The sequence below is a fragment of the Rahnella sp. WP5 genome (genome assembly GCF_000745615.1).
GTDB classification, from domain to species: Bacteria; Pseudomonadota; Gammaproteobacteria; order Enterobacterales; family Enterobacteriaceae; genus Rahnella; species Rahnella aceris.
On record NZ_JQJR01000023.1, the window covers coordinates 1 to 24,613 of the forward strand.

The 24,613-nt window shown below is 47.1% G+C and carries 19 protein-coding genes and 2 pseudogenes; 10 read left to right on the forward strand and 11 right to left on the reverse strand.

Annotated features, from left to right (window positions below):
- The 3 genes from EX31_RS16440 to EX31_RS16460 form a co-directional block, all read right to left on the reverse strand.
- A protein-coding gene (locus tag EX31_RS16440; protein WP_231576068.1) for an IS3 family transposase occupies window positions 1-1,175 on the reverse strand; the annotation gives its coding sequence in 2 pieces (ribosomal slippage) (window positions 1-917 and window positions 917-1,175; 1,176 coding nt annotated over the 2 pieces). This gene is flagged as partial in the annotation.
- 1,021 nt (window positions 1,176-2,196) lie between these two features.
- The gene (locus EX31_RS16455) at window positions 2,197-3,246 is read right to left on the reverse strand and encodes a tyrosine-type recombinase/integrase (protein ID WP_037035652.1); all 1,050 of its coding nucleotides are present in this window, start codon (window positions 3,244-3,246) and stop codon (window positions 2,197-2,199) included.
- Window positions 3,247-3,647: 401 nt separating this feature from the next.
- A complete protein-coding gene (locus EX31_RS16460; RefSeq protein WP_037035654.1) occupies window positions 3,648-3,965 on the reverse strand; it encodes a putative quinol monooxygenase in 318 nt (105 codons plus the stop codon).
- A 208-nt stretch (window positions 3,966-4,173) separates the two neighbouring features.
- On the opposite strand from EX31_RS16460, the gene EX31_RS16465 reads away from it, so the two are divergent.
- The 3 genes and pseudogenes from EX31_RS16465 to EX31_RS16475 form a co-directional block, all read left to right on the forward strand.
- Complete coding sequence (locus EX31_RS16465) at window positions 4,174-4,395, forward strand: type II toxin-antitoxin system Phd/YefM family antitoxin (protein ID WP_037035656.1); 222 nt, start codon at window positions 4,174-4,176, stop codon at window positions 4,393-4,395.
- Window positions 4,392-4,763: a type II toxin-antitoxin system death-on-curing family toxin gene (locus EX31_RS16470; RefSeq protein ID WP_037035658.1), complete on the forward strand. Its 372-nt coding sequence runs from the start codon at window positions 4,392-4,394 to the stop codon at window positions 4,761-4,763. Before EX31_RS16465 ends, EX31_RS16470 begins: the two co-directional genes overlap by 4 nt.
- Window positions 4,764-4,981: 218 nt before the next feature.
- Window positions 4,982-6,097 (forward strand): annotated as a pseudogene (locus EX31_RS16475) (ISNCY family transposase); the annotation flags it as partial.
- 35 nt (window positions 6,098-6,132) lie between these two features.
- Here EX31_RS16475 and EX31_RS16480 read toward each other — a convergent pair.
- Window positions 6,133-6,336, reverse strand: coding sequence for a hypothetical protein (locus tag EX31_RS16480; protein WP_037035659.1), 204 nt, complete (start codon window positions 6,334-6,336; stop codon window positions 6,133-6,135).
- A 97-nt stretch (window positions 6,337-6,433) separates the two neighbouring features.
- Here EX31_RS16480 and EX31_RS16485 point away from each other — a divergent pair, with 97 nt between their 5' ends.
- The 4 genes from EX31_RS16485 to EX31_RS16500 all read left to right on the forward strand — a co-directional run bounded on the left by EX31_RS16485 (window position 6,434) and on the right by EX31_RS16500 (window position 12,298).
- Window positions 6,434-6,970, forward strand: coding sequence for a sigma-70 family RNA polymerase sigma factor (locus EX31_RS16485; protein ID WP_037035660.1), 537 nt, complete (start codon window positions 6,434-6,436; stop codon window positions 6,968-6,970).
- Window positions 6,971-6,980: 10 nt separating this feature from the next.
- Window positions 6,981-7,961, forward strand: a complete 981-nt coding sequence (locus EX31_RS16490) for a FecR domain-containing protein (RefSeq protein WP_037035661.1) — start codon at window positions 6,981-6,983, stop codon at window positions 7,959-7,961.
- A gap of 101 nt (window positions 7,962-8,062) precedes the next feature.
- Window positions 8,063-10,525 (forward strand): TonB-dependent siderophore receptor, encoded by a 2,463-nt coding sequence (locus tag EX31_RS16495; protein ID WP_051931064.1) that lies wholly within the window; start codon window positions 8,063-8,065, stop codon window positions 10,523-10,525.
- Between the two features lie 39 nt (window positions 10,526-10,564).
- Window positions 10,565-12,298, forward strand: a complete 1,734-nt coding sequence (locus tag EX31_RS16500) for an ABC transporter ATP-binding protein/permease (protein WP_147423473.1) — start codon at window positions 10,565-10,567, stop codon at window positions 12,296-12,298.
- 92 nt (window positions 12,299-12,390) lie between these two features.
- On the opposite strand, the gene EX31_RS16505 is transcribed toward EX31_RS16500, so the two are convergent.
- Window positions 12,391-14,154 (reverse strand): sensor domain-containing phosphodiesterase, encoded by a 1,764-nt coding sequence (locus tag EX31_RS16505; RefSeq protein WP_037035663.1) that lies wholly within the window; start codon window positions 14,152-14,154, stop codon window positions 12,391-12,393.
- A gap of 441 nt (window positions 14,155-14,595) precedes the next feature.
- Between EX31_RS16505 and EX31_RS16510 the strand changes: the two genes are divergently transcribed.
- On the forward strand, window positions 14,596-15,315 hold the full coding sequence (locus EX31_RS16510) for an EAL domain-containing protein (protein WP_197060739.1): 720 nt from the start codon (window positions 14,596-14,598) through the stop codon (window positions 15,313-15,315).
- A gap of 71 nt (window positions 15,316-15,386) precedes the next feature.
- Here EX31_RS16510 and EX31_RS16515 read toward each other — a convergent pair whose 3' ends face one another.
- Window positions 15,387-16,331, reverse strand: coding sequence for a GGDEF domain-containing protein (locus EX31_RS16515; RefSeq protein WP_197060740.1), 945 nt, complete (start codon window positions 16,329-16,331; stop codon window positions 15,387-15,389).
- Window positions 16,332-17,028: 697 nt separating this feature from the next.
- Here EX31_RS16515 and EX31_RS26525 point away from each other — a divergent pair.
- Window positions 17,029-17,205, forward strand: coding sequence for a hypothetical protein (locus EX31_RS26525; RefSeq protein WP_156106978.1), 177 nt, complete (start codon window positions 17,029-17,031; stop codon window positions 17,203-17,205).
- Between the two features lie 11 nt (window positions 17,206-17,216).
- Window positions 17,217-18,311 (forward strand): annotated as a pseudogene (locus EX31_RS16520) (glycoside hydrolase family 68 protein).
- An 803-nt stretch (window positions 18,312-19,114) separates the two neighbouring features.
- Here the strand turns inward: EX31_RS16520 and EX31_RS16525 are convergent.
- From EX31_RS16525 to EX31_RS16545, 5 genes are all read right to left on the reverse strand, one after another.
- The gene (locus EX31_RS16525; RefSeq protein WP_037035667.1) at window positions 19,115-20,653 is read right to left on the reverse strand and encodes a carbohydrate porin; all 1,539 of its coding nucleotides are present in this window, start codon (window positions 20,651-20,653) and stop codon (window positions 19,115-19,117) included.
- Between the two features lie 151 nt (window positions 20,654-20,804).
- Window positions 20,805-21,833: a Gfo/Idh/MocA family oxidoreductase gene (locus EX31_RS16530; RefSeq protein WP_037035669.1), complete on the reverse strand. Its 1,029-nt coding sequence runs from the start codon at window positions 21,831-21,833 to the stop codon at window positions 20,805-20,807.
- A 4-nt stretch (window positions 21,834-21,837) separates the two neighbouring features.
- A complete protein-coding gene (locus EX31_RS16535) occupies window positions 21,838-22,803 on the reverse strand; it encodes a Gfo/Idh/MocA family protein (protein ID WP_037035670.1) in 966 nt (321 codons plus the stop codon).
- 64 nt (window positions 22,804-22,867) lie between these two features.
- Window positions 22,868-24,268, reverse strand: a complete 1,401-nt coding sequence (locus tag EX31_RS16540) for a glycoside hydrolase family 1 protein (RefSeq protein ID WP_037035671.1) — start codon at window positions 24,266-24,268, stop codon at window positions 22,868-22,870.
- Between the two features lie 20 nt (window positions 24,269-24,288).
- Window positions 24,289-24,597 carry a PTS lactose/cellobiose transporter subunit IIA gene (locus EX31_RS16545; protein ID WP_037035673.1) on the reverse strand — a complete coding sequence of 103 codons (309 nt, stop codon included), beginning with the start codon at window positions 24,595-24,597 and terminating at the stop codon, window positions 24,289-24,291.
- Window positions 24,598-24,613 lie beyond the last annotated feature (16 nt).

A 24,613-nucleotide genomic window follows, 5' to 3' on the forward strand; every position in this document is an offset into this window, starting at 1 on the left:
ACAAAAACTGGCCACAGTTTTAGAGTTTTTCCAGAACAATCGCTCTGACTCATTGGGTGTTAAGCCACCGTTATATTGGTGGGGTCTGAGCTGGCTGTAATAACCAATGATGTAATTTGTTATTGATCTATTTGCTTCGCTAAAATTAGCGTATCCACAGTTCGGTACCCATTCTGATTTCAGGCTGCGAAAAAATCGTTCCATTGGGCTGCTGTCCCAGCAGTTTCCACGGCGACTCATGCTTTGCTTTATACGATAACGCCACAGTAACCGTCTGAATTCCCTGCTGGTATAGTGACTTCCCTGGTCAGAATGATACATAACGTCAGCCGGTTTCCCCCTGGCTTCCCAGGCCATCGTTAATGCTTTTCCTGTCAGACCTGAGTCCGGAGAAAACGACATCGCCCAGCCTATTGGCTTGCGGGAAAATAAATCCAGAACAACCGCCAGATAAGCCCAGCGTTTGCCCGTCCAGATGTAGGTCACGTCGCCGCACCAGGTCTGATTAGGTTCCGTTACTGCAAACTGGCGATCCAGATGATTAGGGATATCCACATGCTCTTTTGTGGCTTTTTTGTAGCGATGATCCGGTTGCTGGCAACTAACAATATTCAGCTCTTTCATTATCTTACTGGCCCGCCAGCGACTCAACGGAACACCTTTTGCGCTGACCATATCGGCAATGCTCCGGGCCCCCGCAGAGCCATTACTGGCATGATAAACTTCACGAACCAGGCTTAGTATAATGATGTGTTTTGCATCAGGTTTCTGCGGTCGGCTTAGCCAGTACCGATAGCTACTGCGATGGATCCCGAACACATTGCAAATAAAGGCAACAGGAAACCGCGTCCTGAGTTTCTCAACTAACGAGAATTGTTCAGGGAGTCTGACATCAAGAGCGCGGTAGCCTTTTTTAATATATCGTTTTCCATTTCAACACGTTGCAGTCGTTTTTCTAATTCACGAATGCGAAGTTGCTCAGGCGTCATCGGAGAGGCCTTTGGGGATTTCCCTGCGCGTTCTTCTTTAAGCTGGCGAACCCATTTATCCATCGTGGATTTACCGACATTCATTGCCGTTGCAGCGGCGGCAACGGTGTAGTGCTGATCGAGTACAAGCTGGGCAGCTTCGAGGCGAAACTCGGGGCTAAAATTACGTCTGTTATGTCCGGTCATAATGTCACCTGTTTTGACTATGAGGCGATGATATCACCTCTATTCAGGTGGCCAGATTTAGTATTCCACTACATTCTGATTGACGTTAGCGTCAAGAACATCTTTATTTCATCACTGCCAGTCATGAAACACGTACAGTTTTCAGGTTTTTGCTTCCGACCCCCTCCTTTCTGCGTGACCCGATCCCCGCGTCCAAGTACTCTCTCTTTTCACGGATTGGGGTTTCTCCGCAGACTGCCCAATTACCCACAGACTTATCCCCCGTTTTTGTGGATAAGACTACATTTAGCATTTTTATTTCAATAAAACACCAGATGTTGCGGTTTTGCCCGTTTGCCGTGGAGAAATTATCTGTATACGCCAAAGGTAGGGTTTTTCCCGCCTGCTTTGGTATAATTACAGGTGTATCAGGGGCTTGCATACTGTCTGATACGGTAAAGCGGCGGGAACGGGGGCGTTGCCGACCGTTTTACCTTCCCCCGCACGTTGGGCTTTTCCCCGTATATCCGAAAACTCCCCAAAACGACCGATCACCAAATGGTTAAAACGGGGCGCTCTGACAAACCATTTAAACGGTGCAAGTCGTACTTTTGTTGTCGCGACTCACGATAAGAGTGTTGTCGGTTATTATGCGCTTGCAGTCGGCGCTGTGTCGCACAGGGAAGCAATAGGGTCTGTTCGGCGTAATATGCTGATCCAGTTCAAGTCATAGTATTGGGAAGATTGGCGGTCGACCTTCGAATTCAGGGGCTAAAGTTAGGTGCGTCATTGCTACAGGATACCGTTCTTTGAGTTCGCTCAATTGCTGAAAACACAGGGGTCAGAGCATTGCTCGTACATGCACTTCATGAACCGGCTAAACAATTTTATGAACACTACGGTTTTACATCATCGCCAATTAATCCGATGACATTAATGCTACGCCTGTAATGTTTCCAACGACCTTGAAGCAAAGCATGTGATTAAAGCAAAAACACCAAACATGAAGTAATACTTCATAATGATGAAGTATTACTTCATGCTATTTTGTATTATTATGATTTTGAGTGCTTTTTTCCATAATATCGGTCATCGCACCTTCATGAGCTTGAAGATTACGGATATAACGCATTAATGTCTCGGGTTTTTTCCAGGTTCCTTCCTGCATAATCTGAGCAACTGCATAGCCACGTCCAGCCATATCCTGTGCAGCCCCTACGCGGGCACTGTGACCAGTCCAGGCTGCATAGCGCCCTTTGTTTGGAATGATGGGTTCACCTGCTCCAATCGTATGCCAGGCCTGTGCGAAAATTGATTCAATCGCAGGCGTGCTCAGCGGACGTGTGACTGAAAGAGTTGCACTCCCAGAGCGGTGCACCGGACAAAAGAGGAAAGCGTCAGGTTCTGAATTGATACCAGACACCGACAGCCACTCAGTTAGCCGGCGGGAGGACTGAGAATTTAAGGACTTGATCAGGCCACCAGTTTGAACAATAGTTTTGGTGTAACTCACATTAAGTATGATTCTGCCATCTGTTGCCCGGGAGATATCACGAACACGGAGACGGGCTATTTCACTGATACGCAGCAGCGTGCTGTAAGCTACATGCAGAAATGCCAGGTCCCGTTTATGGCGAGGCGATATCGAGTCAGACCAGAGCGCATCAAGCTCAAGCAGATCTTCAAGACGAAAGGGTACGGCCTGGCCAGTACGTTCACCCGTGACAACCGCAACACGATTTATTTTCTTCACTGCGCGGAAAACCAGCGGTGAAGTATTCGGGGGAATTAAGCCAGCGTTACGGTGTAACATTGAAATCAATGATCCATGCGTCGCAATCGTTGAAGAAGCTCGGCCGTTCTCTTGCAGCCAGTTCAGGTAATCGCGAAGGTCGGCCGGAAGCATGGGCAAAAATGAGCGGCTATTTTCAATCGACCATCTGTGGCAGATCCGCATAACACTCATCAGCTGTCGCCAGGTATTGGGCGAGAAAGCCTCTTTGTCTTGAACAAACTCCTTAAGCCTAGCCAGAACATCCTCTTCAGCCTGGATAGCAGGTAGCGTCTGGTTGGTTGGTGATAAATTACCCATATGTAGCTTAAAAAGCGAACTCCCGGTCACTGACAACGCTACGTGGATTCTGAGAAGGATGCAGGGGATTTGCCTTGCAGATTTCACGTAGCAAAACCTGCAAGATCATCTGCGAAAAAATACCTGCACCTATAACTACTGGATAGATTACCAGCTACTGTAGCGAATAGCTAACTTTATATAAGTCCCATTATATGAAGTTATGCAGTTCTGTTGAAGACTGCGTTGGGTTCTTGTACAGGGGATGAGAATTAGAGGTTGGTGAAAGAAATATTGGATATACACCAAAGGAACAAAAGACTTGGTGAATTAACTGCAGGGTTTAAACACTGAATGATGCATTCTGAATAAATGAGATTTGCGAAAGGGTTATTTCGATTCCCTCCCGCGATGCATGATTATTATAGCTTAGTCAGACGCTGAACGTTAATGGTTTCCAATTTACCGCTCAAGATATCGAGAAAATCATCGTGGTAGGACATTGCTACGTGTTTTTTCAGATCTTCTTCAGTCTTCCAGCGTTCAATAAAGACGAATGACACTTTACCTGTATTTTCGAGGTTACGCACATCGGGTACAGCATGGCTTTCATGCAGATCATATTGCAGGCATCCTTCTTCAAGATGAGTTGGAGAAACCATTGCCAGTGCGGCATCTCTTATAGTTTCGATAAATTCAGGTAAAGGGGTCAGTGTTGCAACAATTTTCACTTCGCTCATAGGGGTCCTTTAGTTGTCAGTTATTTATTCTGGATTTATATAATCCAGGTACGAATTATTCAGGGTAGTTGTGAATTGGTCATTATGCCAACCAATATTAGATCTAGCGTGTTATCCAATAGCCCCAGTGGAAGTGTTGAAAAAAAGACTGATGGAGTGTACATTATGCTGTACATGTGGGTTGTACACTTCAATGAGGCATATGACTATGCAAGCTATAAATTTTACGACTGCCCGTAATGAACTGGCTTCAGTTCTTGATAGCGTTTCTAGCGGTGAGCCTATAATTATCACACGCCGATCGGCAAAGCCCGTTGTTGTTATTGATGCTGAGCAATATGAAAAAATGCTGAAAATTCAGGCTGAATCGGATTTCGATTGGTTGTTTAGTGAACATGGCAAGACGCTTGAGGCTCTTAAAAACCGATGATTTATTTTCTTTCAAGCAAAGACATCATTGGCATTCATGACCGAATGATTTCTGCTTACGGAGGCCTTTCCGGCTATGCTGACCCAGGTCGGATAGAAAGTATGGCAACACGAATTCTGAACCGCCACATGTATGAAGGCGAGGATGATATATACGTTCTAGCTGCTGCATATCTTCTTGCTATAGCGCGGGGGCATTGTTTCAATGATGCAAATAAGAGAACCGCATTTGCATCATCTGCTTTATTCCTGCGCCGTAATGGCATTCTTGTCCGGTTTTCTCCAAGTCATGAAGAGTTGACTGTCTCAGCCGCACAGGGGAACCTGGATGTGTGGAATATCGCTGAAGTCCTAAAACAGTCAACCTGAAAAAATAGTATTCTCGTTTCACCCCGCACTATTTAACATAAATAGCATTATGCGAACCAAGGATGTGAGTCCCATTTGATAATGTCACTTTTTAGCTAGTTTATAATGTCACCCAGGTACGGCGCGTTTTTCCACCTTTCTGGGAGATCTCTTCTGATGCTGATAACCATGTCCAATAAAGAACTTCACCGCTTGCCGGTGATCCAGGCCGTTGTTGAGAAAATTACGTCGGTTTCGGGCCCACACTTGCCGCAGAAAAGCTTCAGGAGCGCCATGGGATTTCCGTTTCTGTCGAGACGCTGCGCTGCTGGATGACTGCCGACGGTCTCTGGGTGCCGCATGCCCATCGGCGACCGCGAGTTTATCAGCCCCGTTATCGACGCGACTGTTTGGGTGAACTCATTCAAATCGACGGTTCACACCACGACTGGTTTGAAGGACGTGCCTCCAAGTGCTGCCTGTTGGTTTACATTGATGATGCCACCGGTCGCCTGATGCATCTGCGATTTTGTCAGAGCGAATCAGCCTTCGACTACATGCTGGCAACGCGCGAGTACGTGGATAAACACGGCAAGCCGGTGGCGTTTTACAGCGACAAGCATGCTGTGTTCAGAGTCAGCCAGGCTGAGACTCGTCGGACCGGCATGACTCAGTTCGGACGTGCGCTGCATGATCTCAATATTGAACTGATATGTGCTAACAGCAGCCAGGCTAAGGGGCGCGTCGAGCGTGCCAACCTGACGCTGCAGGATCGGCTGATTAAGGAGATACGGCTGGAAAACATCAGTGGCATTGACGCGGCCAATGCGTGGCTGGACGTTTTTATTCGCGACTTTAACTTTAATCGTCGATTCGCCAGACCCGCAACCTACCCGAAAGACCTCCATCGACCCGTCAGCAAGAACCGCTCAGAGCTGGATGATATTTTTGCCTGGCAAACGCTGCGCACGCTCTCAAAATCGTTGACCTTTCAATATAATAAGATGCTTTATCTTGTTGAACCCTCGGAGGAAAATGCGCATATTGCGGGTGAGAAAATCCTGGCTTTTGACTATCCGGACGGCACGCTGGCGTTCCGCTATGGCAACAGAACGCTGAAGTATCAGGTATTCGACAAGCTGGCCTGTATCGACCAGGGCCGCATTGTGGACAATAAGCGACTGGGGGCAGTTCTAAAATTGGCGCAGGAAAAGCAGGACGAACTTGAGACAGCCGGGAAAAGAAACCGCAGCCAACATATGCCTAGAAGACAGGCTCAGGTTCAGGAACAACTGAGGGCAATGAACCCGGTTCTTGCCGACCCGACCCTGTTCAAACCCAGTCTGAAAAGATGACCTGACTGCCCGTTTCTAGTAAAGGCTACCCCCAGTCAGAGGAGCCAGATTAACAAGGCAAATCGTTGCCTATGATTATATCCTGCTGCCCATTCGTCCGATTTCTTTTTCGGAAAGCTGAGCAAATTAACAATCACCTCAAAAATACATAATGCCAGAGAGAATGCCATTATCATATACAGGGTTTTTCGTGATTCATTTTTAGTAAAAATTCCGTCTTCATATTTCACCAATGGCATATGAAATCCTTACGCATATTGAAATGAAAATCATTCTCATGTAAATTTATATGTCTTAATATTTCATAATTTACACATCCCTGGCGGTTTGAACGAAATGTCATCTCCTTGTTTTGGTTCGGCTGAAAACATTGTGCTGATCTTCTCAGAACATCACAACTGGCTGCAAAAATTATTTAGACGACGCCTTGGGAATGCCAGCGATGCCGCCGATCTCGCACAAGACGTTTTTCTGCGGTTGCTGATAAAACCGCGAAACTTTGACAGTCTTGCCGGAGCCCGTGCCTATCTCGGCGCTATGGCTCAGGGAATGTGTATTGATTTGTGGCGCAGAAAAGAAATTGAACGCGTCTGGCTGGAGACATTAAACGCTCAACCGATGCCTGTGGCCGTCTCGGCAGAACATTGCGCAGTCGTACTCGAAACCTTATTTCAGGTGGATACGATGCTGCGTGCGCTGCCAGTAAAAGTCCGAACAGCATTCGTGATGTCGCAAATCCGCGGGCTGACTTACCCGGAGATTGCCGTCGAGCTCTCCGTATCAGTGCGCATGGTGAAGAAGTATATGGCTCAAGCCATGCTGCACTGTCTGATCTTAGAAGTTGAGCATTTCGGCGCGATATCGGTGAACTGAGCAAAGCAACATGACGAATAAACCTGGTTTCATCGCGCTTCAACAGGCCGCAAAATGGTACGCCGAGCTACAAGATATCCCCGCATCGCAAGCCAGTCCCGATGCGTTACAGCACTGGTTGAATGAAAGTCCAGAGAACCGGCTTGCATGGCAGTATGTGCTGAAAATCAGTCAGCGCTTTACGCCACTGTGCGAAAGTGATGCACGGAAAACAGCGGCGCTAACAGCATTAACCCAGGCTCAACATAATTCCGGACGCCGTCAGGTGCTGAAAATGGCGGCATGGATTTCCGTCGGTTCGCTGGTCGGCTGGAGCACATGGTGTCACACCCCACTGCGCAATCAGGTACTGGCATGGCGTGCTGATTATCACAGCCCTCACGGCGCAATCACGCAGTTCACGCTAAGTGACGGTTCCTGCATCTGGCTCGATACCGACAGTGCGCTGAACGTCGATTATTCCGCGACACAGCGAGCATTACAGTTACTCAATGGCCGCGTCATGATTGAAACCGCAGCCGATCCCCAGCGTTCGCTGACGGTGACTACGGTTCAGGGAAAAATGCGCGCACTCGGCACCCGATTTAGCGTGCATATGCTCAACGAAGGCACGGTGCTACACGTCTATCAGGGCGCAGTGGAAGTCTCACCGGCCGCCACCGCCGATAAGCTGATTATCGAAGCCGGTCAGGGGGTGACTTTCAGGCAGGATGAGTTTGATCCTGTCACGGCGCTAAGTAAGCCGGAACCCGTATGGCCACGTGGACTCTTGCAGGCCGAAAATATTCCGCTCGGAGAATTCATCACACGCCTCTCGGCGTATCGAAGCGGTTATCTGGGATGTGATCCCGCCGTGGAGGCGCTGTCCGTTACCGGTACGTTCCCGTTACATGACACCGATATGGCGCTGGAGATGCTGACCCACGTACTCCCTGTACAAATTCACCTCCGTTTCTCATGGTGGCTGACTGTTGTACCACGCGGCGGATAAATGATCGCAAAAAAAATTCGCCTCACCGGTTCCCCTTTTCGTTTCCTCATCCGATTAACCCTGTGCAGCACTTCTACTTTTGGGGATTTTCAGGGGGATCTATGTCACCATCATCACAAAATGACCTGCCACGCGCCTTGCGCAGCAAACCGGTTGCCACATTTATGCACATGATGCTTTGCGTGCCGGTACTTTCTTTCGCCACGTCCATGGTGACATCTGTTCAGGCCGCTGAAATCACAGCGCGTAAAAACTCTTATTCCATTCCGGCGGCACCGCTGGCATCTCAGCTCAATCAGTTTGCCGCACAGTCCGGCATATATCTGGCGAGCGATGCCACCTTGACTAACGGGTTATCTGGAACAGCGCTCAACGGCACTTACACCTTAACCGAAGGGTTATCCCGCCTCCTAACAGCCCACGGTTTACAGGCCGATCAACAATTCAATGGCAGCTATGTACTGAAAATGATCCCTGAAGGCGAAGAACTGGTGGTGGTCGGCGACATTGATTACGGCTCGATGACTGAGGATACACGCTCTTACACCACCCGTAGCATGTCAGCCGCGACCCGCCTGAACCTTTCTCCGCGTGAAACGCCGCAGTCGGTCAGTGTTGTAACCCGTCAGCGCATGAATGACCAGAATATGACCTCCCTGGACGACGCCATGCGGCATGTGACGGGTGTCAATGTGATTAACGAGAGTTCGTATCAGAGCCGCTACCAGTCACGTGGCTTTACGATGGATAACATTCAGGAAGATGGTATCAGCTCCTCGTTTCAAAACAGCCTCGCGGGTATGGGATACGCCGAAGCGTCAACCGAATCGCCTGATTTAGCGATTTACGACCATCTGGAAGTTTTACGCGGCGCATCCGGCCTGACTCAGGGCAGCGGTGAACCGGGCGGAACTGTCAATATGGTGCGCAAACGTCCTACATACGATTTTCGATCTTCAGTGAGCGCCAGCGCAGGAAGTTGGGATAACTATCGCAGCGAAGTGGATATATCCGGCCCGCTCAATGACGATGCTTCGCTGCGGGGGCGTCTGGTTGGCGTGCTGCAAAAGAAAGACAGTTTTACTGATTACGTAAACAGTGACCGTCAGGTTCTGTTCGGGACGATGGCCTACGATTTCACGCCGCAGACCACTTTGACCACGGGCATTTCGTGGCAAAAAACCGACACGGTTCCCAATCTTTATGGTGTCCCGATGTCAACGAACTATTCAAGCCTGAATCTTCCACGCTCGACGTTTCTGGGTGCCAGTTGGAATAACATCACCTTCGAGAAAACCAATGGCTTCGCCGAGCTTGAACATTATTTTGATAATGAGTGGGTTGCTAAAAGCTCGCTGAACTATACCTCCGCCAGTGCGCAGGGGAAGTTCATCGGTGTTTACGGTAACGGCACACAAGGCGTGAATGATTCGGGCGATGCCAGACTTAACAACTATCTGCAACGTCACAACCGCAGCAGCCAATACGGTCTAAACGTCAACCTGAGTGGCCCGTTTGAGTTCTTGAAACGCGAACATGAACTGGTACTCGGCGGCGATTATCAGAAAGAGAATTTCAGCAATTTATTCGGTTCACTGGGCAACACCAGTAAGGTGAATATTTACAGCTGGGATCCGGAGAGTCTGAGTGAACCGGACTGGGATTATACGCGCCGTTATCAGTACAACGTCTATCAGCGTGGCCTGTATGCGACAACGCGTCTGAGTCTCGCGAACGACTGGAAGCTGATCCTCGGCAGCCGTTACAGCGACTTCACCTACGACTCCTATTTCACCAACCTGACTACCGGCGCAATGATCGGACACAGCAATTACAAGGTGAAAGGTAAAACTATCCCTTACGGCGGCCTGCTGTGGGATTTCGCAAAAGATTACACCTGGTATGTGAGTTACTCGGAAATCTACAAACCTCAGAGCATGCAGGACGCCAGCGGCAACTTCCTGCCACCGGTCACCGGCAGCAATTACGAGACCGGGGTCAAAGGAGAATTCTTCGAGGGTGCGCTGAATGCCTCCGTCGCCCTCTTCCGTATCATTCAGAAAAATAATGCCATGAGCGGTGTCGGCTGCGACGACTGCTATATCGCTGATGGCAAGGTACAAAGTCAGGGTATTGAGATGGAAGTATCCGGCCAACTGGCCGAAGGGTGGCAGGTTTATTCAGGGTATACGCTCAATAACAGTAAATATCTCGAAGCAGCCGACACGCAGAAAGGCACCAACTTCAGCAAACATACCCCACAACATCTTATCCGCGTCTACAGCAGCTATCAGCTCCCGGGACGTTGGGAAAAATGGTCCGCAGGCGTAGGGTTAACGGCGCAGACGTCTACCACAACTAACTACGACGTTTCACAAGGCGGTTATACGATTTTCAATGCCAACATTGGCTATCAATACAGCAAGCAAATACGCCTGAGTCTGAATGGTAACAATCTGACGGATAAAGAGTATTACGTCGGCGTTTCCAACCGTCACCGTGGCGGTAACAATTTCTACGGCGACCCGCGTAATTTCATGTTCAACGTGAAATGGGTTTACTAAGTTGAATCTTTTTTAAGCGTACGATAGCCAGCCACGCAAGTGGCTATCGCGCTTTTCTCGGACGCTTCCGGTGCAACAACCTTAACTCTTAATGCGATTTTATTTATGCAAAGCTTGAAACAATTTTACCGGCTGATAGCACCCTATTGGCTGCATCCCCGCGAGTGGTTTTCGTGGCTTTTGCTTTTGATGCTGGTCTCTCTTACGTTAGGCGTGGTATGGATCAGTGTGCAGTACAACAACTGGAGTCGCGCATTTTATGATGCCCTGACCGACTACTTTCAGCATGCCTCGGTGACCGGGTTGGCACTGTCTTACGCAGTATACACTGCACTTTTTGTGGTATTCATAATCAGTACAAACTGGCTGAAAAAATTACTGATTATCCGCTGGCGACAGAAAATGACACTGCGATTTCAGTCAGCGTGGCTTAGGCAAAATAATCATTACCGTTTAAGTCTCAACATCGAACCCGACAATCCCGATCAGCGTATCGCCGAGGATATCCGGCTGCTGATTGAACAAAGCCTCGGACTGTTTTTGTCGTTGTTAAAAAATACCACCGGCCTTTTCTCCTTTATTTTCATCTTGTGGCAACTATCGGACACACTCAGCATCACCGTTTTCGGTCACACCATTACGCTTCACGGTTATTTGGTCTGGGTCGCTCTGGGGTATGCCACCATCAGCAGTGCGCTGGCGCACTGGATCGGACGGCCTTTGCATCAGCTCAATATGGATAAACAAAAAGCAGAAGCTGACTACCGTGCAGGTTTATTACGCATACGTGAGAACACCGAGCAGATTGCTTTCTATGGGGGAGAGCGTGTTGAACTACGTCGTATGCATCATTACTTTTTAGCCATTGTTCACAACTGGCAGCGATTGATGAAACGCGAGTTCAGGCTGGATACCTTCACGACCACCTACTTTCGCCTGAGTCTGATGATTCCGATTTTTGCTGTATTGCCGCTGTATATCGCCAAAAAAATCTCGCTCGGCGGTGTGATGCAAGCACGTGCTGCATTCGGGTATGTGCTGGATGCTTTCGGCTGGTTTATCGATTCCTACCGACAGATTGTGGCGTGGTCAGCAACGGTAGAAAGGCTGTGGGTTTTCGAGCAAAACTTAAAGGAAATCCCGGCTAAAGCGATATGTTCACGCCAACCAGGAGGATTGATATGCCAGGAACTGGTCGCCCGACACACAACAGGAACGCCACTCTTTAAACCGGTAAACCTGCATTTACACGAAGGCGAGTCCATCGCCATTACAGGAGCCAGTGGGTGTGGAAAAACCACGTTTTTCAGAATCCTGTCGGGTCTTTGGCCTTACAGCAGCGGGCACTGGATTTTACCTGCCGGAAAAACCCTCTTTGTACCACAAAAACCTTACTTGTCATGCGATCCCCTGAAACATATTGCGAGCTATCCGGGGTTAGCGAACATCAGTGACGAGCAGATAAAAATGAGTCTTGAGAAAGTTGGCTTGGGGCATTTGTCTTCGCAGATAGATCAGACAAAACTCTGGCAGCGAGTACTCTCAGGCGGAGAACAACAGCGCCTTTCCTTTGCACGTATACTGATAAACCGGCCAAAACTTATTTGCCTTGATGAATCCACAAGTCATCTGGACGATAGGACTGCCCTCCATCTTATGAAACTGATCCGACGTGAGTTGCCGGAAAGCATCGTCCTGTTTATCAGTCATCAACAGTCCATAATTAAATCATTTACAAAGCAATTAGAGATTGAATTACATGAAGGAAAGTAAATCTGACATAGCCTAAATCCTCTTGATTAACGAAATGTGGCCATCGGAGTGCCCGTTTAAGGAAACTTAAAACGGGCATTTTTGCTTTTGTGTTAAGCCCTACTTTCATTTCTATCGTGATACCAAACTTCCAAATCTCTGGCACTCATCGGCCTAGCATAAACATACCCCTGCACTTCGTCACAGCCAAGTGCACGTAATATCTCTACCGTTTTGTCATCTTCCACTCCTTCGGCCAGCACCACATAATCGAGTTGCTTAAGAAGCCTGACAACGTTCCTCACAATGATGCAGCTGGCTTTATCACTGGCAATCTTACTGATAATCGAGCGGTCGAGCTTAATAATATCCATAGGGATTTGCCGCAGGTAGTTGATATTGCTGTAGCCAGAACCAAAGTCATCCAGTGATATTTTAAATCCGCGTAGTTTCAGCATGTCAAGCCCGTTGAGAGCCGCCGGGCTTTCCAGCATCTTCTCCGTTTCTAAACATTCCACACCGAGTGAAGCAGGAGTCAGCCCAACGTTACGTATTTTCTGCTCGAGTTCATCCGCAAAATCAGGCCGTGAAAAATCGCTGGCAGCCAGATTAATAGAAACAGGCAAAAAAATTCTCCGATCACGCCATTGGCTTAACTGGGCGATAGCATGATCAATCACCCACTCCGTGAGCTCTCGCATCAGGCTCGTTCTTTCCACCAGCGGGATAAACAACCCTGGCAGAACCTCGCCGTGCTTTGCATGTTTCCAGCGCAATAACGCTTCGACGCCTGTAATCCGACCTGTCACCAGCGAAACCTTCGGCTGATAGACAAGATATAATCCCCTGTCTTCGTGGAGCGCCTCTCTCAGGCCTGTGAGAAGACTAAAATCATTCTTCTTCCGGTTATCCAGCGCCTCATCATAAGTCATAAACCGGTGGCCGTGACTTATCGCTTCATGCAACGCACTCACCGCGCGACGCAGAATTTCTCCCGGCGTCATGGCGTTATCACAGCACCCTGAATCGCCGATATGAATATCCAAATCGAGAGGAACCTCAGGGTTGATTTTGGCCTGCACTCCCCGCAGACTCAGGGCGATATTTTCCAGAGGCAAATTCCCTTTTTCGTGGGTGAAATAAGCAAACCGTCCCACAGCCACGGCGTAGAGTTGTTGAGTGAGCTTCAGCCTGGCCTGAAGCTGTAGCACCATGTCGCGCAATAAATGTTCCACGGCGGTCATGCCTAGTGAGCGAGCTATTTCGTACGCAAACGGCATGTCGATACAGTCAATGATGACGAGTTTAAACGTACTCTCTTTTGAAACAGCGATATCTTTAAGCATCCGCTGCCTGTTTGGCAGCAGCGTCACAATGTCGATATACCCAACGTTATGCCAGGACGCCAGAAACCCCGACACCAACCCGGCAAGCTGTTCAAAAATATTGATCTGCTCGTCTGATAGAGTACGTGAATGAGTATCTAAAAGACACAGCGTACCTACGGCGACCCCATCCTGCGTTTTGAGCGGACAACCGGCATAGAAACGAACAAAAGGAGCCTCTGTAACGGCGTCATAAGTTTTGAAATCCGGATGCCGATGAGTATCCGAGCAAATATAAGTTTCACCTTGTTCCAGCGTATTCGTACAAAACGCTTCGCCGAGGCTCGTTTCAGTTACCGTCATATTCTGGGCTGATTTGATGTAATGTTTTTCATCATCCAGAACAGAAACAAAGCACATCGGCACATTGAGTATCTGGCAGGCCAGAAGTGTGTATTTTTTTAACGCCTCGTCCCGAACCTCATCGTGGCTCTTAAGGAGGTTTATCGCTGCGCGCTTTTTACTTTCATCGCTGCTGAGGTCAGTCAACATAGCAACACTCCGGTGTAATGAGTCTTTTACTTTTCCCTTGCTTGTAGTCATACCTTCGTTAACCAGATAAAAGTGACAACAACGGCGCCACATCCCACATCCTATCGCCACATTATAAAGTTTCCCAGTAAATGTACGCGGCAATATTGGACGCGATCCACACAGTATTGTTGAACGGATTCTCTAGTAGAAAACCCCTGCCGGGGTAAGCGCAGGCATATCCGTCACGGGCAGTTCTCGAAAAACATTATGATGACTAATGTTTTTATCCGTTTTTCAGAAAGATATAACGCTTAAAATCTGTCAATTAGATTTGTTTCATCGATCAATACATATTAATCAATAGGTTTTATCATAGGGAAAAACGATCGATTTGTGTTTATTAATTCGCGAAAGTGATCAATGATCAACTTTGCGAAATGGCGGATTTTTAAGGAGGAAATGATGTTGCGTTTAAATTTTCAAGTCTCATGCAAATTCAGATGTGAGCCTATCTATAGTGTCGGGGGGTTACTACACGCAGTCGAATTATTGACGGGCTTCGAAGGTGGATTCAGCAGCGCAAAAATCGATCCTCAAAATTTTATCAGTTCTCTGGATACAAAATCCAAACACAAATTATTGCTAGCACAGCTAAATGAAATTAACACGCGCTCTCTATTTTTTAAACGTAATAAATTACTTTGCTCACTCAACATCGACCAAAGCATGGCAATTATGATACTTGAAGATCATCATATAAAAGAAATCCTTGGAAACAATGAATTTATAAGATTAGAAATATCTGAACGTTTTCCAAAAATAGATAAATTAGAAGGTAATATACTGGTAGACACATTAGCCGGGAAATACAAATTATGGCTCGACGACTTCGGTACTGATTTTAGCAACATAAATACTCTAAAAAACACCCAATTTGAATCAGTCAAAATAGATAAAAAATTCTTTTGGGAAAATGGCGATTCAGTCATGTGGGCGACGATTATTGATAACATCAGAAAATATTGTAGTTCTATCATTGTTGAAGGTGTTGAAACCGAAACCCACTTAAAGACCCTGAGATATAGTGGTATATCTTATGCACAAGGTTTCTTATTCCCCTCTACTCCATTAGAAGATATTGAAATATTGATGCCGGGGGAAGGACACTCACATTTATAATGTTAATTCTTCTATCCAGGAAAAACATAGCGATAAATGTACCATCTGCCGCGTCACATAAAGCAACAACGTCAGGCGACGGATCCACTGAGTATCATTATTTTATTTTTCCCGCTCCTCTTAGCTGTATAAAGCGCATTATCTGCGGCAGTTATCGTCTCAAGCACAGATTGTGTATCAGCGTGCTCAGAAAGACCTATGGAAACAGTCACATGCACTTCTTGGCTATCAAATTTTATATTACTATTCTGTATTACCATTCTGATATCCTCTGCTATCTTCGTTGCGTTCTGTAAATCAGCGTTTATAAATACAATAAACTCTTCCCCACCATATCTACCGACGAAATCATTCTCCCTGACATTTTTCTTCACAAGATAAGCAACCCTCTTAATAACTTTATCTCCAAAAGGATGTCCAAAGTTATCATTTAAATATTTAAAATTGTCAATATCCAGCATGAACACACAAAATTTCTCACCATAACATTCATTCAGTGATTCAATATAGGCGTCAATACTTCTTCGGTTGTTGATCCCTGTAAGAGGATCCGTTTTTGAAGCCTTTTTGAAAAACAACTCTCTTTTAGATAAATTAATTAAGTTATTTAATAAAACATAGACCAGCAAGATATAAAGCAAACTCATGATGGTTTTAATAATTGCGAGAGCCCAATAACCATTTTCGTTGAGGACACTGAAGTGCGTGAGCACATTAAAGGCTTGTGCAATGCAGTACGAGTAGATTACGTATCGAACACGCATCCGTCCTCTGATATTAAAAAGCAGTAACATTACAAAATAAACAAGAGAAAAGGCATCATAAAATGTCGATATTCCAAATAAAAACACTGCACTTACAATCAGGCTTGCAAAGAATGTCGGATACCCGAAAATAATAAGTCCGAAAGTGATTGGGGATATAACAACACTATAAATACTGGTATTATGTTGCTCCCCGATATTGAATAAATAAATGCTAGCCAAACCAAGAACTATTCCTAACAATATTTTCAATGATACGTGTTCGCTCAGAGCAGAACTATAGTTTATCAATGGAATGGAGATACAAGTATAGGTGATGCATATACCCACGAGCGTGTTAATAAACGTTAACTCTATGAAGTCCATAACAAGGTAGCCACTGTAATTAAATCACACGAAAGAGTGTATCTTTTCCACAAACAAGTAACAAGGAAGCCTATCAGGTAGAAACTGGCGTTGTTATCAGGAATATTTGCTTGTTTTGCCAGGATCGCACTTCACTGCGTGCATGGCAAACAGGTTCTATCACCAACATTATCTTATCTAACTCGCTAACGCAGTTTTTATAACCAAAAAAAGTCCTACCAAATCCAGTAAGATCTCGGGTTGATAAAAGAGAATTCATTAACTTTTCTAAAGTTTTACTGCCTTTAAACACGTAATAAAACCTATGCTATATATTTTATATTTAAACCTTATAAACAGACTGCTCCACAACACGCACCAGAATAACTGAATAAGTAAAGTGACCATTTAATTTTTTATAGCGCTTAATTGAAGTCTCGCCCTGCCGGTCCTCACACAACCTATTCTGCTTTATCAGAATATATTTATCCCTCAACATTAATCCTGTCAAACGGTCCTGAATCTATAAAGCAGACGGAAAAAATGGTGAATTAATGAATTGGATTTTTATTTTTACTTTTACTTAAAAATGATGAGGTGGTTTATGAGTAAGATATATGACAACGATTTACAGGAAAATCCGGCGAAACATTCAAGTATCTGGACGCAAGCAGACGCCTTAAAAGTAAATGAAAATGACCTGACCACAACCCAACCCAACCCAACCCAACCCAACCCAACCCAACCCAACCCAACCCAACCCAACCGCTGGTCAGCGTAAATTTCCCAGTAATGAGTGACACTGTTTTTATCTGGGATACCATGCCACTGCGTGATATTGATGGAAAAGTACTTTCAGTTAACGGATGGTCCGTGATCTTTACCCTGACTGCGGACCGTGAGCCTGAAAATCCTGAATATATTGATGCCAATGGTAACTACGATATTGCTCTCGACTGGAATAATCGTCATGGCCGCGTAATGAAAGAAGGTGTATCTCCTACGACCCGCGAATGGGCAGGTTCACCTATTTTATGAAGCAATCAAGGTGATATTGATCTGTATTACACCGCAGTCACCCCGGGGGCGACCATTGTAAAAGTACGTGGCCGCATTATCACCACGAATAAAGGAGTCAGTCTTAAAGATTTTACGGATGTGAAAGCGTTATTTGAGGCTGACGGTAATCTTTATCAAACCGAAGCACAAAATCCATACTGGGGCTTCCGCGACCCGTTCCCATTCCGCGATGCAAAAATCGGCAAATTATATATGTTGTTTGAAGGGAATGTTGCTGGTGCGCGAGGTACTCATATTGTAGGCCCCGCAGAAACCGGTGAAGTCCCTCCAGGTTATGAAAATGTAGAGAACTCACGTTATCAGACAGGCTGCGTAGGTATTGCAGAAGCTGATGACGACAATGGCGATAGCTGGACATTGCTCCCGCCGCTTGTGACCGCCGTTGGTGTAAATGACCAGACGGAGCGCCCTCATTTCGTCTTCCAGGACGGCAAATATTATCTGTTCACTATCAGCCATAAATTTACTTATGGTGATGGTTTAACAGGGCCGGATGGGGTGTATGGCTTTGTCAGCGACGAGATTTTTGGACCTTATATTCCGCTAAATGGATCGGCGTTAATCCTTGGGAATCCGCCATTCCAGCCCTTTCAGACCTACTCGCACTACGTCATGCCCAATGGATTAGTGACTTCATTCATTGATAGTGTACCAGTAGACAAAACCACAACCGGTATGGATTACCGTATCGGCGGTACAGAAGCGCCTACGGTCAAAATCAAGATTAAGGGTGATCGTACCTTTGTGGTCAATGAATATGATTACGGATACATTCCGCCAATGGTGGACGTAATCCTTAAAGCATAAACCCCTGAGACTCCGTAACACTGTCATGCTTAACGGGAGGATATCAATCCGTTGAAAGGCGCTAACGGGCGCGTCGAGCAATTGAATAACCATCGCTCGAATAACCCCAGAGGAAACAATTGTGCACTGGCACCCCCGGCCTGCGCAGCGTCCTTTACGCAAATGCCCCAAATAGCAGCCCCGTTGCGCACCACATCGTCAGTTGAATACCGAAAGCGCTCAGGCGAAAACGCCATAAAACGTCTGACCAGACCAAAATCCGGCGAACTGACTTCCCTTTCTTTTGTACCCGAAACACCCGACCAGCCCAACGGCCAGGGTCACCGAACAGGAGTTACACCATGAATCCTCACCCCACGACACCCCGGGCGTTGTTTGAAGTGGCATTTAAGCATCCGCCTCACCTGGCATCCGCTGGGTCTGTAGGTAGCCTGGTTCGCCGAGTTCAAACTGTTTCTATATGCCGTACTCGCGCACCGCTACCAATTCTTGCCCAATCCTGGTGACATGGCTCATACCGACGAGCAAGTGAGCGCGGATGTGTAGGATAATGCCAGTTCACCAAAGCGATGTGATAAATCCTGTGTAATCACCTGCTGCTCCATCGCTCCCGACCACCCAGTCTTAATAAAGTGCAATCCCAAACTGCCCTTATTTATCGGTGGGCCATAATTTTTTAATCTACATATATTGGCATGCAGGAATCCAGGTCCAGAATGAGACAGGATTCCTGCATGGGTAGTCTAATAACCAATCCGTAATTTAAGATCAAGAATAGTAGGTAGTGTGGTGCCAATTGCGATTTACCACCACACTTCTGCCTGTGCCCCGACGGTAAACTGATCTTTCTTATCGTCGTTAAAGGTGAACTGGGTTATCTCGTTATCGAATGTTTTCAGGTAAGTGGCGAAGAAACGGATCTCCGGACGCGAGGTCAGCATGCTTGTGCCCACTTTGAAGGTGTGGAACAACGTCGTCTTCAGGCCCGACTCATGGTACGTCTCGCCGCCCGCTTTATTGCGCTGATCGAACCAGCCCAGTTCAACCCCCGTCTGATTAAAGGTGTCCCAGATATACGCCGGACGCACCACCGCACGGACGGAGTTGAAGTCGGTGTGGGCACCGGTGTAATAATCATAGATATCATTACCAGCGGCATACACCAGGGCATGGGCCATGATCACGTTTGGCAACAGGTAGTTTTCCCCTTCGGAGAGTAAGCGCCAGGCCGTGCCGTTAGTGTGTTCTCCGTAATACTGCCCGTTATAGCCATACAGCGCGCTGGAGTCGGTCACCAGACCCATGCCGCTGGCGATCGAGTTGTTTGCCATCTGGGCGGTCACATAGGTAAACCCGCCGTTCTGCCAGTTTTGCGTCAACCGCGCCCCGGCATGCCAGGCATCTTTCACACTGTAATACGTGCCGTTGTTTTCATTGTGCTTATTCAGGTCGGTTTTGTTAGCAGCAGAGTAGCGACCAAACAGATCCAACGTGGCTCTATCCCATAGGGGTATTGCTGTGTAGCGGGCATCTAGCGTGTTGGTGTTGATTTGTTGAGTCTGGCTGACGCTGCTGTCGACCGCATGGGCATCAAGGTCTTCACGCACCAGCGCCACGTTGACCTTGCCTGGCCCCAGTTGCCAGTTTTCCAGCCCAATCCCGGCAGCTGAGTCCGATTTGTGGTATTTGAAGTCGAGCATCTGGATCTCAAACTTTGGCAACGTATGTTTTCCCACCCAGAAATCGGCCTCCGGGGCAAAAGGCAAAAAGCCCCGCGTGGTCAGATAGATATCGGAAAATTGCAGCAGGTTGTCAGAGGTGCTGTCAAACCAGCCCGCGCTATATTGTCCGTCGACGTTGCCGTCGAGCATCACAACCGCTTTCGCCGTTTTATTGCCATCGCGGTAAACCCGCTGCGAAAATTCAAGATCATACCAGGAACTGTTTTCCTGGCCAAAACGCCCCAGAGAACCAATGGCGTAGGATTTTGCCGAGCCCCGGTTTCCCACCGCATATCCCGAGCGGAAATAGCCGGAATAATTAAAGCCGATATCGTCTTTCACATATTTACTAATATCGGCCAGAGTCATCGACGAAGCAGAATCGACTTTTTCTGGCGTCGCCGGGTTGGCAGAAATAACTTCCAACGGTGGCATTAGCGATTCATATTTTTTAAGCTGCGCTTTGGTGGCATCTAATTCCTTCATATTGGAGGAGAGCTTATTTTCGAGAAGTGCAACACGCTCTTCCAGGGTTAGCGGTGCTGCATACAGCGTATTCGCCACCAATAAATAGCAGGCACTTAATGTCACGGAGCAGAGTACGGGTATATTAATGTTCATATCAATCCTATAATTAAATTTTATTAAGTTATCCTTTAACAACAGGCGTGATGAGGTGCACAGGTGACATCACCCATGACGGTCGGTCTTATTATAAAAATAGGGTTGCATTGTTTTATATTAACAATACAACCCTATGGTACGATGCGTTTTACTTCAGGCCAGTGATACCCGCTTGCAGTAAATTAATTTGCAGCAGGGTTTCATCATCTTTCACCAGTTTTTCTTTGCCGTTAATAATTGTCTCATAGAGGGCATCGTAATAGCGGGCATAATCACCTTGTTCAGTGACAACTTTTTCTTCGTGATATATACCTGCGTCATCCATCCAGGTCAGCACACCATAATCTTCCGGGGTGTCCTGACCAAAATCGGCGTTATCAGGCATATAAAAGAGCTTGAGGTGATGTTCCTGCTTATCCTTACTGTGTTTGATAAACATCCCTTTCTTTCCGTAAGCCACAAAACTCGGACGCTCTTTGATGCGGAAATAGCTCGATTTTACCGAGACTTTTAATGCACCGTAGAACATATCCACATCGAAGTAATCGTTCATACGCCCTTCGCCTAACAGCTGGCGCACGTCGTAGTTAACATGGTCCGGCGCACCAAAGTATGAAATCACCTGGTCGAGGGTGTGGCAACCGTGCCCATACAGGTAGGAGTTAATGGCACTGAATTCGTTGACCGACTCCGGGATGTAAGGGCGGTAATAGTCATAGTGCATCTCCACTTCGAGTAAATCACCGAGCTTGCCCGATTCAATCACCTTCTGGGTGGTCAAAAAATCGCTGTCGAAACGGCGATTCTGATAACACTGCACTATTAATCCTTTTTCTTTAGCCAGGTTATATAAGGTTTCGGCCTCTTCACGTGTATGGGTAAAGGGTTTTTCTACCACGCAGTGTTTTCCGGCCTGTAAAACCTTCAGCGCAAACTCATAATGCAAGGCGGCCGGGGTGCTAACCACCACTACCTGTATTTCCGGGTCACCCAATAGCACATCCAGATTATTGGTATAGGTGATGTTAGGTAATTTATCCCAACCATCACGATTTGCCGTGGCGGAATAAATGGTTTTGGTGGTTATTTTATCTGCGCGAGACAGAATAAACGGCAAGTGATAGCGATTAGCACTTTTGCCATTGCCGATAAAACCAAGAATTAATTTCGTTGTCACTGTTTCACTCCACAATCAGCTGTTTTTTACCCGTTTCAATCATCTGAGCCGCCAGGGTGCTTACGTCAAGCTGGCGTGCAGCAGTCTCATAATCCAGGGTGTCGATAATGCGAATAAAGGCGAGGAATTCATAAAGCAAGCGATGCTCACGACGGTCAAACGCAAATTGCGCGCTGTCACCGTTATTCAGTGCCATCTCGAAACCTGTCATCTGGTTGACCGGCAGCGTGATTTGCATGTTCCCCTTATCTCCCTGAATCAACGAGGTGGTCGGCGCTTTACAATCTTTAGCGCCAATACAGACGCATTTGAAATCACCATAATCGAGTACCATCATCCCGCTGGTATCAATATTGTTATGCATATTGGCGAAGTAATTAACCGCTTGCGGCTCACCAAACAATCCGGCGACAAAATGGAGGTTGTAGACATTAATGTCCATTAGCGCCCCACCGCCTTTTTTGACATCAAAAGCCGGGTGCACAATGCCCGCCATAAAGTCATCATAACGCGATGAGTATTGGCTGTAGTTCAGAGTCACCAGCTTGATTTTTCCAATACGGGACAGCTGCGACTGAAGCGATAAATAGGCCGGAAGGTAATGAATATTCATCGCTTCCAGCATGATAACGTTTTGTCCTGCTGCCAGATTCTTTAGCGTGTTCAGTTCTTCCACGCTGGTGGTAATCGGTTTTTCAATAATAACGTGCTTACCTTTTTGCAGCGCCTGGCTGGCAAACGGGAAATGCAAATGGTTTGGTAATGCCACGTAAATTGTGTCGACATCGCTGTCCAGCATGGCCTGATAATCAAAATAAGTATCATCAATGTGGTAACGGGCTGCCAGCTCGCGCGTTTCCTCTTCCGTTTGTGGCGTGCCTAAAATCGCCAGACCGCTAAAAGGCAGTTTATGAATCGTCGAAAGCAAATCTTTAACGATCATGCCGGTGCCAAGAATGCCTAATTTCATGTTCCACCTCGTCGTGCCATCCGCCGCAATGCAGGTGGCATTGTTTTAAATCACACCTGAATACTTACAGCTCTGCGCCGTTGGAATGGATAACTTTCTGATACCAATAAAACGATTTTTTCTTGTAGCGAGCCAGTGAACCTTTACCATCGTCATTGCGATCGACGTAAATAAACCCGTAGCGTTTAGAAAGTTGTGCGGTGGACGCGCTGACCAGATCGATACACCCCCAGGTGGTATATCCCATTACCGGCACACCGTCCTTAATGGCTTCATGCACCTGTTCCAGATGTTCACGCAAATACTGGATGCGGTAATCGTCATTGACCGTGGGTTCGCCCGCGCCCTCGTTAATTAATACATCTTTCGCGCCCAGACCGTTCTCCACAATAAACAGTGGGAGCTGATAGCGGTCATAGTATTTGTTTAAGATGTAGCGCAACCCTTGTGGGTCAATTTGCCAGCCCCACTCACTGGCGGCTAAATGCGGATTTTTCACCCCACCCATCAAATTTCCGGTAGCTCCATCCACGTTAGTTTGCACAGTTTCGCAGGTACTGAAGTAATAACTGAATGAGAGGAAATCGACGGTATGCGTCAGGATCTGCACATCCTCTTCTTCCATCTGCAGATCAATGTTTTGCTCGCGGAAATAACGCTGCATATAGCCAGGGTAATTTCCGCGAACGTGCACATCCGCAAAGAAATCATTCCGGTGATCGGCATGCATGCAGGCGATGACGTCATCCGGGTTTGGCGTCAGCGGGTAAATGGGCAGGCTTAATACCATGCAGCCAAATTTCGCCTGTGGCATGATTTCCCGGCCAATCTTCGTAGCCAGTGCGCTAGCTACCAATTCGTGGTGCACTGCCTGATAGAGATCCTGTTGGCTCAGTTCATTCTTAGGCGTGAAAATACCGCCGCTCATCAGGGGATGATGCAGCACGGAGTTAATTTCATTGAAGGTCAGCCAGTATTTCACCTTGTGCTGATAACGTGTAAATACCGTGGTGACGTAGCGGGTATAAAAACCGATCATCGCCCGGTTTGCCCATCCGTTATATTCTTTGGTCAGATGCAGTGGTGTTTCGTAATGCGAAAGAGTGACTAACGGCTCAATGCCGTATTTATGGCACTCATCGAAAAGCGCATCATAAAAAGCTAGGCCAGCTTCATTTGGCGTTTGTTCATCGCCGTAGGGAAAGATCCGTGACCAGGCAATCGAGGTGCGAAAAACCTTAAAACCCATTTCCGCAAAGAGTTTAATGTCCTCTTTATAACGATGATAAAAATCGATCCCTGCAAGCTTTAGGTTATTGTCCGTCGGCTGCTCCGTCATCGGCCCCATTACCCCTTGCGGAGTGACATCCTGAATACTCGGCCCTTTACCATCGATATTCCAGGCACCTTCGCATTGGTTAGCCGCAACCGCGCCGCCCCACAAAAAATCACGAGGAAATGTCATTATTTACTCCAGTAAAAAGGTTAACGCTGTAGCTGGCGCTGTAATTCGATGATTTCCGCAATCAATTCGCGGGCCAGCATTGAGGTCATGATGTGGTCCTGCGCATGCACCAGCACCAGATTGACCTGCACTTTGCCGCAGCCTTCGTCCAAACCGATCAGCATGGTCTGGACATCGTGGGCGCGTTTCGACGCCTCAGTGGAAGCAGCAAGTTTTGCATCAACCAGCTCCCACTCACCGCGTTTGGCGGCACGCAGGGCTTCCATCGCATAGCTGCGCGATTCCCCGGCGTTGATAATCAACTCCATGACCGTTGATTCCATATCCATGTTTTGTCTCCACTCA

Excerpts from the sequence above, each read along its gene's own strand:
- EX31_RS16455 (WP_037035652.1), bottom strand. The coding sequence starts at position 3,246 with ATGGGTAATTTATCACCAACCAACCAGACGCTACCTGCTATCCAGGCT.
- EX31_RS16460 (WP_037035654.1), bottom strand. The coding sequence starts at position 3,965 with ATGAGCGAAGTGAAAATTGTTGCAACACTGACCCCTTTACCTGAATTT.
- EX31_RS16465 (WP_037035656.1), top strand. The coding sequence starts at position 4,174 with ATGCAAGCTATAAATTTTACGACTGCCCGTAATGAACTGGCTTCAGTT.
- EX31_RS16470 (WP_037035658.1), top strand. The coding sequence starts at position 4,392 with ATGATTTATTTTCTTTCAAGCAAAGACATCATTGGCATTCATGACCGA.
- EX31_RS16480 (WP_037035659.1), bottom strand. The coding sequence starts at position 6,336 with ATGCCATTGGTGAAATATGAAGACGGAATTTTTACTAAAAATGAATCA.
- EX31_RS16485 (WP_037035660.1), top strand. The coding sequence starts at position 6,434 with ATGTCATCTCCTTGTTTTGGTTCGGCTGAAAACATTGTGCTGATCTTC.
- EX31_RS16490 (WP_037035661.1), top strand. The coding sequence starts at position 6,981 with ATGACGAATAAACCTGGTTTCATCGCGCTTCAACAGGCCGCAAAATGG.
- EX31_RS16495 (WP_051931064.1), top strand. The coding sequence starts at position 8,063 with ATGTCACCATCATCACAAAATGACCTGCCACGCGCCTTGCGCAGCAAA.
- EX31_RS16505 (WP_037035663.1), bottom strand. The coding sequence starts at position 14,154 with ATGTTGACTGACCTCAGCAGCGATGAAAGTAAAAAGCGCGCAGCGATA.
- EX31_RS16510 (WP_197060739.1), top strand. The coding sequence starts at position 14,596 with ATGATGTTGCGTTTAAATTTTCAAGTCTCATGCAAATTCAGATGTGAG.
- EX31_RS26525 (WP_156106978.1), top strand. The coding sequence starts at position 17,029 with ATGAGTAAGATATATGACAACGATTTACAGGAAAATCCGGCGAAACAT.
- EX31_RS16525 (WP_037035667.1), bottom strand. The coding sequence starts at position 20,653 with ATGAACATTAATATACCCGTACTCTGCTCCGTGACATTAAGTGCCTGC.
- EX31_RS16535 (WP_037035670.1), bottom strand. The coding sequence starts at position 22,803 with ATGAAATTAGGCATTCTTGGCACCGGCATGATCGTTAAAGATTTGCTT.
- EX31_RS16540 (WP_037035671.1), bottom strand. The coding sequence starts at position 24,268 with ATGACATTTCCTCGTGATTTTTTGTGGGGCGGCGCGGTTGCGGCTAAC.
- EX31_RS16545 (WP_037035673.1), bottom strand. The coding sequence starts at position 24,597 with ATGGATATGGAATCAACGGTCATGGAGTTGATTATCAACGCCGGGGAA.